This window comes from Streptomyces cirratus, from assembly GCF_014650775.1.
GTDB classification, from domain to species: domain Bacteria; phylum Actinomycetota; class Actinomycetes; order Streptomycetales; family Streptomycetaceae; genus Streptomyces; species Streptomyces cirratus.
In genome coordinates this window covers 597,440-611,438 of sequence record NZ_BMVP01000002.1, presented here as the reverse complement: position 1 = coordinate 611,438, position 13,999 = coordinate 597,440, and the positions used below count along the sequence as shown (strand labels likewise).

Annotated in this window: 15 protein-coding genes; 4 read left to right on the top strand and 11 right to left on the bottom strand. The window is 73.2% G+C overall.

Annotated features, from left to right (window positions below; genetic code table 11):
• Positions 1-31: 31 nt before the first annotated feature.
• Entirely contained in the window at positions 32-1,111 is a 1,080-nt protein-coding gene (gene dapE / locus IE207_RS07810; RefSeq protein ID WP_190183278.1) for a succinyl-diaminopimelate desuccinylase, read from the bottom strand.
• 110 nt (positions 1,112-1,221) lie between these two features.
• Between dapE and IE207_RS07805 the strand changes: the two genes are divergently transcribed.
• Both IE207_RS07805 and IE207_RS07800 read left to right on the top strand, forming a co-directional pair.
• Positions 1,222-2,181 (top strand): hypothetical protein, encoded by a 960-nt coding sequence (locus IE207_RS07805; RefSeq protein ID WP_229873454.1) that lies wholly within the window; start codon positions 1,222-1,224, stop codon positions 2,179-2,181.
• Between the two features lie 253 nt (positions 2,182-2,434).
• Positions 2,435-2,794, top strand: a complete 360-nt coding sequence (locus IE207_RS07800) for an ATP-binding protein (protein WP_190183277.1) — start codon at positions 2,435-2,437, stop codon at positions 2,792-2,794.
• Between the two features lie 103 nt (positions 2,795-2,897).
• Here the strand turns inward: IE207_RS07800 and dapC are convergent, their stop codons facing one another.
• The gene (gene dapC, locus IE207_RS07795; protein ID WP_190183276.1) at positions 2,898-3,995 is read right to left on the bottom strand and encodes a succinyldiaminopimelate transaminase; all 1,098 of its coding nucleotides are present in this window, start codon (positions 3,993-3,995) and stop codon (positions 2,898-2,900) included.
• A 137-nt stretch (positions 3,996-4,132) separates the two neighbouring features.
• Positions 4,133-4,459 carry a ferredoxin gene (gene fdxA / locus IE207_RS07790; RefSeq protein ID WP_030291119.1) on the bottom strand — a complete coding sequence of 109 codons (327 nt, stop codon included), beginning with the start codon at positions 4,457-4,459 and terminating at the stop codon, positions 4,133-4,135.
• Positions 4,460-4,576: 117 nt separating this feature from the next.
• On the opposite strand from fdxA, the gene IE207_RS07785 reads away from it, so the two are divergent.
• Entirely contained in the window at positions 4,577-5,560 is a 984-nt protein-coding gene (locus IE207_RS07785; RefSeq protein ID WP_190183275.1) for a GNAT family N-acetyltransferase, read from the top strand.
• Positions 5,557-6,348, top strand: coding sequence for a transglutaminase-like domain-containing protein (locus tag IE207_RS07780; protein ID WP_229873452.1), 792 nt, complete (start codon positions 5,557-5,559; stop codon positions 6,346-6,348). The genes IE207_RS07785 and IE207_RS07780 overlap by 4 nt, the downstream gene beginning before the upstream one ends.
• 34 nt (positions 6,349-6,382) lie before the next feature.
• On the opposite strand, the gene IE207_RS07775 is transcribed toward IE207_RS07780, so the two are convergent.
• The 8 genes from IE207_RS07775 to IE207_RS07740 all read right to left on the bottom strand — a co-directional run bounded on the left by IE207_RS07775 (position 6,383) and on the right by IE207_RS07740 (position 13,922).
• Positions 6,383-7,000 carry a response regulator transcription factor gene (locus IE207_RS07775; protein WP_190183273.1) on the bottom strand — a complete coding sequence of 206 codons (618 nt, stop codon included), beginning with the start codon at positions 6,998-7,000 and terminating at the stop codon, positions 6,383-6,385.
• Positions 6,997-8,148 carry a sensor histidine kinase gene (locus IE207_RS07770; protein WP_190183623.1) on the bottom strand — a complete coding sequence of 384 codons (1,152 nt, stop codon included), beginning with the start codon at positions 8,146-8,148 and terminating at the stop codon, positions 6,997-6,999. The genes IE207_RS07775 and IE207_RS07770 overlap by 4 nt, the downstream gene beginning before the upstream one ends.
• 44 nt (positions 8,149-8,192) lie before the next feature.
• A complete protein-coding gene (locus IE207_RS07765; RefSeq protein WP_190183272.1) occupies positions 8,193-8,945 on the bottom strand; it encodes an ABC transporter permease in 753 nt (250 codons plus the stop codon).
• Positions 8,942-9,901: an ABC transporter ATP-binding protein gene (locus IE207_RS07760; RefSeq protein ID WP_190183271.1), complete on the bottom strand. Its 960-nt coding sequence runs from the start codon at positions 9,899-9,901 to the stop codon at positions 8,942-8,944. The genes IE207_RS07765 and IE207_RS07760 overlap by 4 nt, the downstream gene beginning before the upstream one ends.
• A gap of 177 nt (positions 9,902-10,078) precedes the next feature.
• Positions 10,079-12,214, bottom strand: a complete 2,136-nt coding sequence (locus tag IE207_RS07755) for a peptidoglycan binding domain-containing protein (RefSeq protein WP_229873449.1) — start codon at positions 12,212-12,214, stop codon at positions 10,079-10,081.
• Positions 12,215-12,419: 205 nt separating this feature from the next.
• Complete coding sequence (locus tag IE207_RS07750; protein ID WP_190183269.1) at positions 12,420-12,803, bottom strand: DUF6113 family protein; 384 nt, start codon at positions 12,801-12,803, stop codon at positions 12,420-12,422.
• Positions 12,800-13,705 carry an N-acetyl-1-D-myo-inositol-2-amino-2-deoxy-alpha-D-glucopyranoside deacetylase gene (gene mshB / locus IE207_RS07745; protein ID WP_190183268.1) on the bottom strand — a complete coding sequence of 302 codons (906 nt, stop codon included), beginning with the start codon at positions 13,703-13,705 and terminating at the stop codon, positions 12,800-12,802. The genes IE207_RS07750 and mshB overlap by 4 nt, the downstream gene beginning before the upstream one ends.
• A gap of 22 nt (positions 13,706-13,727) precedes the next feature.
• Entirely contained in the window at positions 13,728-13,922 is a 195-nt protein-coding gene (locus tag IE207_RS07740; protein ID WP_136213899.1) for a hypothetical protein, read from the bottom strand.
• Positions 13,923-13,999: the final 77 nt, after the last annotated feature.

Below are 13,999 nucleotides of genomic sequence, written 5' to 3'. Positions count from 1 at the left end.
TTAGGCGCACGAAGGTGACGGCAAGCGGAATTCAGGAGGTCAGCCAGGCGCGGAGTCGCTCCTCGCAGTGCAGGATCGCCTTCGTCTCGACCCGTTCGTCGACCTTGTGCGCCAGCAGCGCGTCGCCCGGGCCGTAGTTGACCGCCGGGATGCCCAGCGCGCTGAACCGGGCCACGTCCGTCCAGCCGAACTTGGGCATGGCACGTCCGCCGACCGCCTCCATGAAGGCCGCGGCCGCCGGGTGGGACAGGCCCGGGAGGGCGCCGCCGGAGAAGTCGTCGACCACGAACTCGGCGATGTCGCAGCCTTCGAAGACCTCCTTCACGTGCGCCAGCGCCTCTTCCTTGCTCCGGTCGGGGGCATAGCGGAAGTTGACCGTCACCGTGCAGGAGTCGGGGATGACGTTGTTGGCGACGCCGCCCTCGATACGGACCGCGTTGAGGCCCTCGTGGTACTCCAGCCCGTCGATGACCGGCTTGCGGGCCTCGTACGCCGCGAGCCGCGCGAGGACCGGGGCGGCGCCGTGGATGGCGTTGGAGCCCATCCAGCTGCGCGCGGAGTGGGCGCGCTCACCGGCAGTGCGCAGCAGCACGCGCAGGGTGCCCTGGCAGCCGCCCTCGACCTCGGCGTTCGACGGTTCCAGCAGGACCGCGAAGTCCCCCTCCAACCAGTCGGGGTGGGCCTTGGCGACCTTGCCCAGGCCGTTGAGGTCGGCGGCGACCTCCTCCTGGTCGTAGAAGACGAAGGTGAGGTCCCGGTTGGGTGCGGGCACGGTCGCCGCGATCCGCAGCTGCACGGCGACCCCGGACTTCATGTCCGTGGTGCCGCAGCCCCACAGGACGTCGTTCTCGTCCAGGCGGGAGGGCACGTTGTCGGCGATCGGGACCGTGTCGAGGTGGCCGGCGAGCACGACGCGCTCGGCGCGGCCGAGGTTCGTGCGGGCCACGACGTTGTTCCCGAAGCGGTCGACCGTCAGGTGCGGCAGGCCGCGCAGCGCGTGCTCCACGAGGTCGGCGAGGACCTTCTCGTCGCCGCTCACGGAAGGGATGTCGACGAGCCGGGCGGTCAGCTCGGCAGCGTCCAGGGTGAGGTCCAGCTCGGATTCGGACATGAGCCGACCCTAACGCCCGGGCGGTGGAGCGGCCCGGCCGGTCCGGCGGGTGGACGGGTCCCGGTGAGGGTCCGGCGGACACGTCACGCGGCTCAAGTACGGTGGGCCGCGTGTCCCCCACCGATCACTCCAGCCCGCGCCGCCGCCGACCGCTGCTCAAGATCGCCGGTCTGCTCGTTCTGCTCGCGCTCGGCGGTTACCTCGTCGTGCAGTACGAGTCCAACGGCGGGGGTGGCGCCCCGCACTGCACGGCCGGCGCGCCCGGTGAGCAGAGCGGCGCCGGTACGTACGAGATGTCGCCGGAGCAGGCCGGGAACGCGGCGACGATAGCCGCCGTCGGCGTCGCCAAGGGCGTCCCGGACCGGGCGGTCACCATCGCGCTGGCCACCGCCATGCAGGAGTCGGGGCTGCGCAACCTCGACCACGGCGACCGGGACTCGCTCGGGCTGTTCCAGCAGCGTCCCTCGCAGGGCTGGGGCACGCCGCAGGAGATCCGTGACCCGGTGTACGCGGCGGGGATCTTCTACGACCGGCTGCTGGAGGTCAGGGGCTGGGCGCGGCTGCCGCTGACGGAGGCCGCGCAGGAGGTGCAGCTCAGCGGCTTCCCGCAGGCGTACGCGAAGCACGAGCCGAACGCGACCGTCCTGACGGCGGCCTTCGCGGGCGGCGGTTCCGTCGTCTGCGGCGGGCCGGCGCCCACCGGGCCCGGCCGGCCGGAGCAGGTGCGGGCGGAACTGGAGCGGATCTTCGGCAAGCAGGTGCGGGTGGAGGCCGCTGCCGCGCCCTCCCCCGCGAAGCAGGGCGCGGGCGCCCCGGAGGCGGAGATCACCGTCGGGCAGCCGCAGGGTTCCGCCGACGCGGCGTTCCGGCGCGCGCGGGTGGTGGCGTACTGGGCGGTGGCGCACTCCGGCGACATGGGCATCGCCCGGGTCTCGTACGCCTCGCGGGGCTGGACGGCGGGCGAGGCGCAGGGCAAGTGGCAGCAGGAGCGCGCCGGGTCCTCGCGGTCCGGTGCGCCGGGGACGCACACCGCGCAGGCGGACGAGGTACGGATCTTCGTGCACCGCTGATCCCCGCTGTGAACCGCCCCCCGGCCCGGATACCGCTCGGGTGTGCGACACGTCCCTCGCCCGGGGGTGACCGGCGCGGGGGCGCCCGGGGGCGCGAAAGGGGTGGAACACCTGGTCGGCGCCCGTCCGGTGCGGTTGTCGCGGAACCCGATTATGCGATGCGTTACCGATCCTTTACCCGTCGGGTCCGCAACTTACCCCGCCCCGGGAGCGGTTGTACCGGCGTACTCAGCCGCTACCGCTTAGGAGCATCATGTCCCTCCCCCTGACCCGTCGGATCGCCCGTGCCGCGCTGCTTCTCGCAGCCGGGACAGCTCCCGTGGTCGGTGCGGCCGGCGCGGCCAGCGCCGCGGGCCTGGAGTCCGTGCCGCAGCTGGGCGCGCTCACCTCTCCGGACGCCGCCACCAGCACCGTGGGCGCCGCCGCCGGTGACGCCACCGCCACTGCCACGGACACCGCGGCGAAGGCCGCCCCCGCCCAGCTGACCGAGGCGGCCGGCCCGCTGCTGGCCGGCCTGCCGACCTCGGGTCTGCCCACGTCGGCCCTGCCGGCGGCGCCCACGTCGGTGCTGCCCGCCGCGCCGGAGCTGCCGCTGGGCGGCCTCGGCCACTGACCCGCCGCCGCGGGAACGCCGAGGGGCCGGGAGTGCGAACTCCCGGCCCCTCGGGCGGTTCCGGATCCGGGCCGGAGCGCGCCCCGACCGCGCCCGGCGCCCCCTACGCGCCGAGCCGCTTGACGGCGGCCGCGACCCGCTCGTCGGTGGCGGTGAAGGCGACGCGGACGAAGTTCGCCCCCGCCTCGCCGTAGAAGTCACCCGGCGCTACCAGGATGCCCAGCTCGGCGAGGTACTCCACCGTCTGCCAGCAGGGCTCGTCGCGGGTCACCCACAGGTACAGGCTGGCCTCGCTGTGCTCGACGCGGAAGCCGTGGGCCTCCAGGGCCCCGCGCAGCGCCTCGCGGCGGGCCGCGTAACGGCCGCGCTGCTCCTCCACGTGCGCGTCGTCCCCCAGGGCGGCGACGACGGCGGCCTGGACCGGCGCGGGGGTCATCATGCCGCCGTGCTTGCGGATCTCCAGCAGCTCGCCGAGTACGTCCGCGTCACCGGCGATGAACGCCGCCCGGTAGCCCGCCAGGTTGGACCGCTTGGACAGCGAGTGGACGGCGACGATGCCCTCGTAGGAGCCGCCGCACACCTCGTCGTGCAGGACGGAGACGGGCTCGGCCTCCCAGCCCAGCTCCAGGTAGCACTCGTCGCTGAACACGAGGATCCCGTGCTCGCGCGCCCAGGCCACGATCCGGGTCAGCTCTTCCTTCGGAAGGACCCGGCCGGTGGGGTTGGAGGGGGAGTTGAGCCACAAAAGCTTCACGCCCGCCGGGTCGAGCTCGGTCGGGTCGTCGTAGACGACCGGCTCGGCCCCGCACAGCCGGGCGCCGACCTCGTACGTCGGGTAGGCGAGGCGGGGGTAGGCGACCTTGTCGCCGGCGCCCAGGCCCAGCTGGGTCGGCAGCCAGGCCACCAGCTCCTTCGAGCCGACCACCGGCAGGACGTTGCGGTGCCCGGCGGCGCTCGCGCCGAGGCGCCCGCGCAGCCAGCCGGTGATCGCGTCGCGCAGCGCGACCGTCCCCCACACCGTCGGGTAGCCCGGGGAGTCGGCGGCGGCGACGAGGGCGCTGCGGATCAGCTCGGGCACCGGGTCGACGGGAGTGCCGACCGACAGGTCGACGATGCCGTCCGCGTGGGCGGCCGCCGTCGCCTTGTAGGGCTCCAGCTTGTCCCAGGGGAAGGCGGGGAGGCGGGCGGATACTGCGGCCACGGTGCTCTCTGCTCTCTGTTCGCTGCTTGTCCTGCTACGTGCTGCCCGTCGGTACGGACCGCTGTGCGCAAACGGCTCGGTCCCGCGCGGCACGGGGCCGTACGGGACCGAAGCTCACTGCGCCGGGGCGACGGCCGTCAGTGGCCCTCGCCCATCGGCGGCAGCGCTGCGATGAAGGGGTGGTCCCGCTCGATCAGGCCGAGCTTCGAGGCGCCACCGGGCGAACCGAGCTCGTCGAAGAACTCCACGTTCGCCTTGTAGTAGTCCTTCCACTCCTCCGGGGTGTCGTCCTCGTAGAAGATGGCCTCGACCGGGCAGACCGGCTCACACGCACCACAGTCGACGCATTCGTCCGGGTGGATGTACAAGGACCGCTGGCCCTCGTAGATGCAGTCGACGGGGCACTCTTCGATGCATGCCTTGTCCTTGACGTCGACACAAGGCTCCGCGATGACGTAGGTCACGCTCTCGTTCCTCCTCGGTAGGGCTTTCCATATCGCGCGGGAGCGCGGCGTCGTCGATGCCCACGCCTAGTATCTCCGTTCCCGGGCACGATCCGAACAGGAGGGGCTGACAGAGCTGTGGAAATCACTGCCGGTGGACTGCTGGAGATCCGTATTACCCCGGCTGACGTGGGTAAACGGGTTTCTGTGCGACGGGTGGAGGCGGACCGGAGCGGGCCCCCCTCGTTCACGGACACGGTCGGGGTTCTCACATCCTGGACCGGGGGTGTGCTCACGATCACACGCAAGGACGGGCGGTCCGTCCACATCGCGGAATCGACGCTGGTAGCAGGCAAGATCGTCCCTCCGGCGCCCGCCCGGCGCAAGGGGCCTGGAGCGTCTTTCGAGGAGCTCGCCAGGGTCACCGCCAGGGCCTGGCAGCCGCTGGAGAGCGAGCCGCTGGGCGAGTGGACCTTGCGTGCGGCGGGCGGGTTCACCCGGCGGGCCAACTCGGTGCTGGCGCTGGGGGACCCGGGGACACCGCTGGACGAAGCACTCGCGCGAGTGACCTCCTGGTACGCGCGACGTCGCCTTCCGGCGTACGTACAGGCCGCGACCGGCGCCGTCGGCACGCAGGAGCCGCTGTGCGCGGAGCTGGAGCGGCGGGGCTGGGTGAACGAGGTCTCGGCGGAGGTCCGCATCGCGGCGCTGGCCCCGGTCGGGGACGTGGACGCCGCCGCGGCGTCCCGGGTACGGCTGACCCGCGCGCCCGACGAGGAGTGGCTCGGGCGGTACGGGCGCGTCGAGGACCCCGAAGTGGCCCGGAAGGTGCTGGTCGCGGGGCCTTCGGTGTGGTTCGCGACGCTGCCCGGACAGGCGATCGGGCGCATGGTGGTCGACGGCCGCTGGGCCGGGTTCGCGGCGGTCGAGGTCGATCCCGCTCAGCGGCGCGGGGGCCTCGCGACGGCGGTGATGACGGCACTGGCGCGGCGGGCGCTGGAGGAGGGCGCCTCGGCGGCGTGGCTCCAGGTGGAGGCCGCCAACGCGGGGGCGCGGGCCCTGTACGAGGGGATGGGATTCGCGACGCACCACGCCTACCACCACTTCCGGGCGGCGGCGTGAGCGCCGGGGCACGGGCCCGGTTCGCGGCGGAGGCCCGCTCGGAGCGGCCGGACCTGGCACTGCTGTGCCTGCTGCTGGCGGCCGAGGCGGACCCGGAGCTCGACGAGCGGGGCATGGACCGGGCCCAGATCGAGCTGGACCGGCTCGCGGGGATGCTGCCGTACGGGCTGCGCGGCGGGGCGGCCTGGGCCTCGGCGGTGACGGAGCTGCTGGGCGGGCGGCTCGGCTTCCACGGGACTCCGGCGGACTACGACCGGCTCTCGTCCTCGCTGCTGCACGAGGTGCTGCTGCGCCGCAGGGGCCTGCCGATCCTGCTGTCCGTCGTATGGCTGGAGGTGGCCCGGCGCGCGGGGGCTCCGGTGTACGGGCTGGGGCTGCCGGGCCACTTCGTGGTGGGTTTCGGGGATCCGGAGGAGGGGGTCGTGGTGGATCCCTTCGCGGGCGGCGCGTCGCTCGGGGCGGGTCCGGCGGAGTCGGCGAGCGGGCCGCGGACGCCGGCCCGGACGCTGGACATCGTGCTGCGGATCCTGAACAACATCCGGGCGTGGGCCGCCACCCGGCCCGAGCAGTCGGCGGTCGCGCTGTGGGCGCTGGACCTGTCGCTGCTGCTTCCCTCGCACCCGGCGTCGCTGCGGTACGAGCGGGCGCGGGTGCTGGTCGAGCGGGGGCAGTTCGTGGCAGGGGCGGCGGAGCTGGACGCGTACGCGGAGGTGGTCGGCGCCGTGGACGCGGCGGCGGCGGCCCGCGTCCGCGCGGAAGCCCTCTCGGCCCGCGCGCTGCTGAACTGACCCGCGCAGCCGGCATCCCGCGCCCGCGGCGCTGCTACAGCCAGCCCTTCTCGCGGGCCACGCGGACGGCTTCGGCGCGGTTGCGGGCGGCCAGCTTCTGGATCGCCATCGAGAGGTAGTTGCGGACCGTGCCCTGGGACAGGTGCAGCCGGGCCGCGAGTTCCGCGTTGGTCGCGCCGAACTCCGCCTCGCGCAGCACCTCCCGTTCCCGGTCGGTCAGCGGGTTCGCCCCCTCGGCCAGGGCCGCCGCCGCGAGCGTCGGGTCGATGACGCGCTCGCCCGTGAGGACCTTGCGCACCGCCTCCGCCAACTGCGCGGCCGGGGCGTCCTTCACGAGGAACGCCGACGCTCCCGCCTCCATCGCCCCGCGGAGGTAGCCGGGGCGGCCGAAGGTGGTCAGGATGACGATGCGCAGCGCCGGCAGGGCGTCCCGCAACGCCGCGGCCGCTTCGATGCCCGTCATGCCCGGCATCTCGATGTCGAGCAGCGCCACGTTCACGTCGTGTGCGCGGGCCGCCGCCAACACCTCGTCCCCGCGGGCGACTTGGGCCAGTACCTCGATGTCCGGTTCGAGGCCGAGCAGCGCGGCGAGGGCTTCCCGGACCATGGACTGGTCCTCGGCGAGGAGGATCCGGATGGGCCGTGGCGTCATGAGGCTGATCCTAGGGGGACGCGGGCCAGCAGCCGGAAGCCGGTCCTGCCCACCGGGCCCGCCTCCAGGGTGCCGCCCACCGCTTGCAGGCGCTCCGTCAGGCCGGTCAGGCCGTTGCCGTGGGCTGCCGCGCCGCCCGCGCCGTCGTCGAAGACGGTCAGTTCGACCACCTTGCCGGCGAGGGTCTGGCGGATGGCCAGGGTGACCGTGCAGCGTTTGGCGCCGCTGTGCCGTACCGCGTTCGTCACCGCTTCGCGCAGTGACCACGCCAGCGCCGATTCGACTTCCTGCGGGAGGTCCTCCGGGGGCTCCGGCGGAAGGTCGGCGAGGACGCCCGCCGCGGTCAGGGCGGTGCGTGCGCCGGCCAGTTCGCCCGGCAGGGTCGGCCGCCGGTAGCCGCTCACCGCTTCCCGTACGTCGACCAGCGCCTGTCGGCTGACCTGCTCGATGTCCGCCACCTGCTGGGCGGCGAGCTCCGGGCGGTCCGGGAGCATCCGGCCCGCCAGTTCGCTCTTGAGCGTGATCAGCGACAGCGAGTGCCCGAGCAGGTCGTGCAGGTCCCGGGCCATCCGCAGGCGTTCCTCGTTGGCCGCGAGCTGCGCCACGGTCGCCCGGGCCTCGCGCAGCTCGATGGTGGTACGGATCATCGCGCGGATGCCGACCATCGCGTAGCCGCCCATCACGGCCGGGATCAGCAGGCCCGCCAGGTACGCGTCGCCGCCCGGCACCGCGAGGGCCGTCGCCGTCAGCAGCGCGGTCGCGGCCGGCACCGTCCAGCGCGAGATTCCCCCCGGCAGCGCGGCGCCGGAGGAGATGGAGACGTAGACGAAGAGGACGAGCCATTCGCGGCCCAGGCTCAGCGAGAGCACGGTCGCCTGGGCGGAGAGGGCGCCGACGGAGATCAGCAGCCAGCGCAGCTCGCTTTCCCGGGCGGTGCGGAACACCAGGACCAGGTACCAGGAGACGAAGGCCGCGAGGCCCAGGCCGCCCAGCAGCCGGGCCTCCAGGCTGTGTCCGCCGCGGACCAGGTCGATGACGGGGGCGCTGAGGTAGAACAGCCACAGGCTGATCCACATCGACTTCACGATCTTGTGGCGCCGGGTCTCGGGCCGTACGCCCACCCTCGGGCCGCCGCCGGATCCCTCCATCAGGCTGTCGTTCATGAACCTGGTCGCTTCGGTCACTTGCGTCGTCACGCCTTCAACGAGTCCTTCCGGTACAGCCAGGCGGCAGCACCAGTGAACAGTACGAAGTAGACCGCGAGGATCGCGACGTCCTTCATGTGGGGCGCGCCACCCAGTTCTATCGCCTGGCCGAGGCCCGCGTAGGCGTGGGTGGGCAGCCACTCGCAGATGTCGCGCAGCCACTGCGGGAAGGCCGCGGTGGGCATCCACAGGCCGCCGAGGATGGAGAGGCCGAAGTAGAAGAGCATGGTGATGGGGCGGACGGTGTCCCCGCTGGCCAGGTAGCCGAGGGCCACGCCGAGGGCGGCGAAGACGAGGCTGCCGGCCCAGATGGAGCCCGTCAGGGCGAGCCACTGCCAGACCTCGAACCGTACGCCCTTGACCAGGGCGGCCACCGCGAAGACGACGAGGATCGCGGGCAGGGACAGCACTCCGGCGCTGGCGGTCTTGGCCAGGACGTAGCCGCGGCCCGGCAGGGAGGTCAGGCGCAGCTGGCGGACCCAGCCGGCCTCACGCTCCTTGGCTATTCGCTCGCTGTTGCCCATGAGGACGGCGGTCAGGGCGCCGAAGGAGGCCATGGCGACCATGTAGAAGGCGGGCATGGCCAGGTCCGTGCCCATGACCTTGGTCGTGCCGTTCAGGGTGCCGCCGAGCATCAGGAACAGCGCGGCCGGATAGAGGACGGTGAAGAACAGGTACTTCTTGTTGCGCAGGGCGCGGGTGACTTCCAGCTTGACGAGCTTGAGCGTTCCGGTGGTCATGATGCGTTGGCCTCCTCGGCCTCGGTGAGGGCGATGAAGGCCTGTTCCAGGCCGAGCCCGGCGACTTCCAGGTTCCTGGGGTAGAGCCCCAGGGCGTAGACGGCGTGTACGGTCGCGTCGGCGTCGCGCGACTGGAGCTTCACGGTTTCGCCGTGGCGCTCGTAGGAGGTCAGGTGCGGCAGGGCGCGCAGCGCCCGCTCGTCGACCTGGCCGTCCGCGAGGTCGAAGGCGATCCGGCGGGCGCCGGCCTTGGCCTTGATCTCGGCGGCGGTGCCGTCGGCGAGGAGCCGGCCCTTGCTGAGGACCAGGACGCGGTCGGCTATCGCGTCCGCCTCCTCCAGGTAGTGCGTGGCGAACAGGACCGTACGGCCCCGGGCGGCCTGCTCCCGCATGGTGGCCCAGAAGGCCTGCCGGGAGGTGACGTCCATGCCGGTCGTCGGCTCGTCCAGCACGATCAGCTCGTTGTCTCCGGCGGTGGCGAGCGCGAAGCGGACGCGCTGCTCCTGTCCACCGGAGAGCTTGTTGACGAGCCGGCCCGCTATGTCGGAGATCCCGGCACGGCTGAGCACCTCTTCGACCGGGTACGGGCGGGGGTGCAGCGCGCAGGTGAGGGCGACGATCTCACGGACGGTCACTTCCTCCATCAGCCCGCCGGTCTGGAGCATGGCCCCGACCCGCCCGGCGGCTATGGCTTCGCGGGGCGTGGTCCCGAAGAGCCGGACGGACCCGGAGTCGGCGGGGCGCAGTCCGAGCAGGAGGTCGAGGGTGGAGGACTTGCCGGCGCCGTTGGGGCCGAGGAGCGCGACGGTCTCTCCCGGGTGCAGATCGAGGGAGAGGCCGTCGACCGCACGGACGGCGCCGTAGCTCTTGGTCACGTTCTGGAAGCTCACCACGGAACCGGTGGTGGCTCCGGGGCCCGGGGCGGCGGCTGTGTGCGTCGCGGTCGTCGTCTTCATGGCTCAAGATTCGCCCGCGGCGAGGGGTCCGCGTCAGTGTCTCGCGTCGTGACTGCCGCATGACAGTTGTCATGCGGTGGATGTGACGGTGTGCCGGGGCCAGGCCAGAGCCCCTGCCGGCCCTCTCGTACGAAAGGGCCGGCAGGGGCTCTGGCATGCGGTTTCAGCAGTCGCCGATCAGTTGGCGTCCGTGTCGATGACCGCGGTCCGCTCCGCGGGCGTCTTGCCGCGCAGGGCCTTGCCGAGGGCGCCCGCGACGTCCTGCGGCGTGACGGCGGTCTTCGCGCCGGTGCCCCGGGCGATCTGGACCCCGTCGAAGGTGTCGCTGTAGGCGGCCTTCAACGCTTCGAGGTCGTACTTCTCGACGAGGTGCCCCTGGACGGGCGTCATGCTGAGGATCTTGGGCAGCGTCTTGGCGCCGAACGCGATGGACTTGCTGCCCGCCTTGACCGTGGCGATGCCGGACATCGCGGGTTCTGCGAACTCCTTCATGGCACGGTTCAGTTCGGCCTGGTCGATGGACGGTTCCCGGGTGGCGGTGGGCAGTTCGACGGGGGTGGACTTGCCGGTGGCGATGGTGTTCCGGAAGGCCTTGATCACCGGGTCGACGGAGCCGTCGACGTCGAGGCTGGTGCCGGCCTGGCCGGGAACGGCGACGGCCTTGCCGGTGTCGAACTTGATCGTGCCCTCGGTGGCCGTGCCCGCGCTGCCCGCGAGTTGCTGGAGCGCGACCCGCAGCTTCTCCTCGTCCACGGGCATGACCGCTTCGGCGGTGCGCGACTGCCCGAGGAGGGAGCCGATGACGGTGACCGGGTTGTAGTCGCTGCCGGTGGCGTTGCGGACGGTGGTCTGGGTGTCGAGGGTCAGTCCGGCCTTGTCGGGCTTCAACTCGACCTGCTTGCCGCCGACCGTGAACTGGAGCGGGGCGGAGGCCCGGGTGCCGAAGACGGCCTGGAGCCGGGTGACGGCCTCGTCGCGGCTGCCGCTGATGTCGACGCCGAGGACGGTGGTGCCCTTGGGGACGTCGGAGTGGTTCAGGAGCAGCCCGGCGCCGTAGGCCACGCCGAGCAGGACGATCAGGCCGCCGCCGGCCATGACGAGCTTGGAGCGCTTCTTGGCGGGCTTCGCGGGCGCCTTGGGGGCCGGCCGGGTCTGCTTCGGCGGCTGCGGGGCCGCCGTCGGCACGACCGGCCCGGGCCCCGGGCCACCCGCGAGCGGACCACCGGGCAGCGGACCGGGCCCGCCGGGCACCGGGCCACCGGGGAACGTGTCCCCGGGCACCGGGCCACCGGGGAACGCGTCCCCGGGCACCGGGCCACCGGGGAAGGGGTCCCCGGCGAACGGGTCCCCGGGCACCGGGCCGTCCGCGCGCGGGCCGCCCGGGAACGGGCCACCCGCCGGCGGGGCCTCCGGCCCGGGCCAGCGCGGCGCGTCGTCGGCGCGCACGGGGGCGGTACCGAACGCGGGGCCAGTGGTCGGCCCGGCCGGGCCGGCCTGCCGCGCGGGCTCCTCGTACGCGGGGAACGCCTCGGTGGACGGCCCGTTGTCGAACTCCGGGTACCCCTGGGGCGATCCCGGCGCCGGCGGCCCGGGCGGGAACCCCCGGTCCGAGCCGTAACCGGACGCGGGACCCTGCGGCCTCGGCACGCCGCCGCCGGTACGGGCTGCGTCGGGCGCGGGCGACCCCGCAGGCCCGGACCCCACCGGCCCGCCCTGCCCCGCCGGTGCGCCGCCCGCGGTCGGTCCGTAGCCCGCGCCCCCCTGCGCCGGACCGGGCTCGGTCCGCACACCCGCGGGCGGGGTCGGGGACGACTTGCGCGGCGCGAACCAGTTGCTGGACGTCTCGTCCGAGCCGCCCTGGGCCTGCGCCCGCCCGGCCTGGGAGGCCGCGGGGTTCCGCGTGGGCAGCGGCGCGGGCGACGCCTGCGCCCCGGCCCCCGGACCGGCGGACGGTGCCGGCGCCGGGACGGCGGCCTGACCGGCCTCGCCCTCGGACACCTCGGGTCGCGACTGCGCGGCCCCCTCGGCGTCCTTCACCGGCTTGCGCACGACGACGGGCGGGATCGGCCGTGAACCGGGGATGTTGATCCGGATCCGGGTCGTCAGGGTGGTCTCGGTCTTCGGCCCGTCGGAGTCGGGCGTGGACGGCTTCGAAGTCACAGGGTTCTCCTCCGTGGCGGTCGCCGCGCCAGGCCCGGGTGGCTCAGTCGTGGACGGATTCCGGCCGGTTCCATACGGCGGCGTGCCCGAGGGGTAGGCGGCTCCACCGTGCCCTTGGGGCCCGGGGGACGAACTGTCAGTTTCACGACTCAAGGCAGGTTCTCCCGGTTGGCTCCGCCGCCCGTCAACCTTGCGCGGGCAGCTCGGCGGCCCGTCCACCATACTGGCCGCCGCGCACGCGCAACTGTCCGTCGGGAATCCGGGATTCCTCTTGGGCTTCCGCAGGGTCACCCTTACACGGACCGTCAAACCGCCTCAAGCCGTCCCCGATCAGAGCCCGGCCGAGTCCGACAGCACGTCAGCGCCGGGGCCGGGTGGCCGGAACCGGCCGGTCCGGCGCGCTTTTCATTGTGGCGCAGATCACAGCGATGGCGGCCCCGCCCAAAAGGTAGGCGTACAGCCCGATTCCGGACGAACCGAGCAGGAAGTCCCCTTCGGGGCGCGGCAGGCTGAGCACCACGTACGCCAGGAACCAGCCGACCGCCGCCGCGCCCACCCCGAGCCCGCTCCCGGTCGTGAGCCGGCCTGCGAGGAAGACCCCGAAGAGGGCGAGCAGTGCCAGCAGCAGCCCGCCGGGGAACCAGAGGCCGATCACGAGCCATCCGGCCGCGCCCGTCAGCGCCCCGGCGACGAGCAGGCCCAGGAGGGCGGCGATCCTCGCGGGCGTCAGCGTCCCGGTCATGCCGGCACCCCCGCGAACAGGTCGCGCTCCCGCTCGCCCTCCGCGGCTCCCGGCTCCCCGGCGACGAGTTCGTAGTACTCGCGGGCGAAGAGCGGCTGGGCCAGGTCGTTCGACAGGGCGAAGAAGGGACCGTCCACGGCGATCTGCGTCGCGTGCGCCCGCATCGCGGCGGCCTTGGCGCGTACGAAGTCGTCCCGGCCGTCCTCGTCGCCGATCTCGGCGGTGATCCGCTCGTCCGCGACGACGCCCGGCACGTCCTGCGGGGACGCGACACCCGGGAAGGGCACTGCCGCACCGGCCGCGCGGAGCCGCTCGAAGCCCTCCTCGACCGCCGAGCGCGGCACCCGGTTCCAGTAGACCTTGCGGATCTCGTGCGGATCGCCGAGGTCGCGCCGGTACGTGGTCTCCGCCGCGAGTTCGGCGGCGCGCGTGGCGACGCGGTGGGCCTGGATGTGGTCGGGGTGGCCGTAGCCGCCGTCGGGGTCGTAGGTGACCAGCACCTGCGGACGCAGCTCGCGGATGATCTCCACGAGGTACGCGGCGGCCTCGTCCACCTCTGCGGACCAGAAGGCGCCCGGCCGGTGGTTCTGCTCGGCGCCCATCATCCCGGAGTCCCGGAAGCGGCCGGGGCCGCCGAGGAACCGGTGGTCGGTGACGCCCAGTTCCTTCATGGCGGCGGCGAGCTCGCCGACCCGGTGCGCGCCGAGGGTGTCGTCGCGGTCGGGCGCCAGGTGGGCGAGGGCGGGCGGGATGACCTCACCCTCCTCGCCGAGGGTGCAGGTCACCAACGCGACGTGGGCGCCCTCGGCCGCGTACTTGGCCATGGTGACGCCGTTGTTGATCGACTCGTCGTCCGGGTGCGCGTGCACGAGGAGCAGACGACGGGCGGGAAGACCGTTCATGGGGTCAGCCTACGAGCTGGCCCTACAGCTTGAGGCCACTGATCATGCTCGCCACGTTGGACGTCAGCTGGCTGAGGGTGGGCGCGATGGTCGAACTCGCCAGGTAGAAGCCGAGGAGCACACAGACGAAGGCGTGTCCCGCCTTCAGCCCCGATTTCCGCACCAGCAGGAAGACGACGATCGCCAGCAGCACCACGGCCGAGATCGAGAGTGCCACGGCGTTTCACCTCCACGTCGAGCGGACATCGGTACGCGTACTCGTGCACGGCGGACTCATACCCACCGTGCGCTACG

Coding starts and splice junctions, on each gene's coding strand:
- dapE (WP_190183278.1), bottom strand. CDS start 1,111: ATGTCCGAATCCGAGCTGGACCTCACCCTGGACGCTGCCGAGCTGACC.
- IE207_RS07800 (WP_190183277.1), top strand. CDS start 2,435: ATGTCCCTCCCCCTGACCCGTCGGATCGCCCGTGCCGCGCTGCTTCTC.
- IE207_RS07775 (WP_190183273.1), bottom strand. CDS start 7,000: ATGACGCCACGGCCCATCCGGATCCTCCTCGCCGAGGACCAGTCCATG.
- IE207_RS07770 (WP_190183623.1), bottom strand. CDS start 8,148: ATGGAGGGATCCGGCGGCGGCCCGAGGGTGGGCGTACGGCCCGAGACC.
- IE207_RS07765 (WP_190183272.1), bottom strand. CDS start 8,945: ATGACCACCGGAACGCTCAAGCTCGTCAAGCTGGAAGTCACCCGCGCC.
- IE207_RS07760 (WP_190183271.1), bottom strand. CDS start 9,901: ATGAAGACGACGACCGCGACGCACACAGCCGCCGCCCCGGGCCCCGGA.
- IE207_RS07750 (WP_190183269.1), bottom strand. CDS start 12,803: ATGACCGGGACGCTGACGCCCGCGAGGATCGCCGCCCTCCTGGGCCTG.
- mshB (WP_190183268.1), bottom strand. CDS start 13,705: ATGAACGGTCTTCCCGCCCGTCGTCTGCTCCTCGTGCACGCGCACCCG.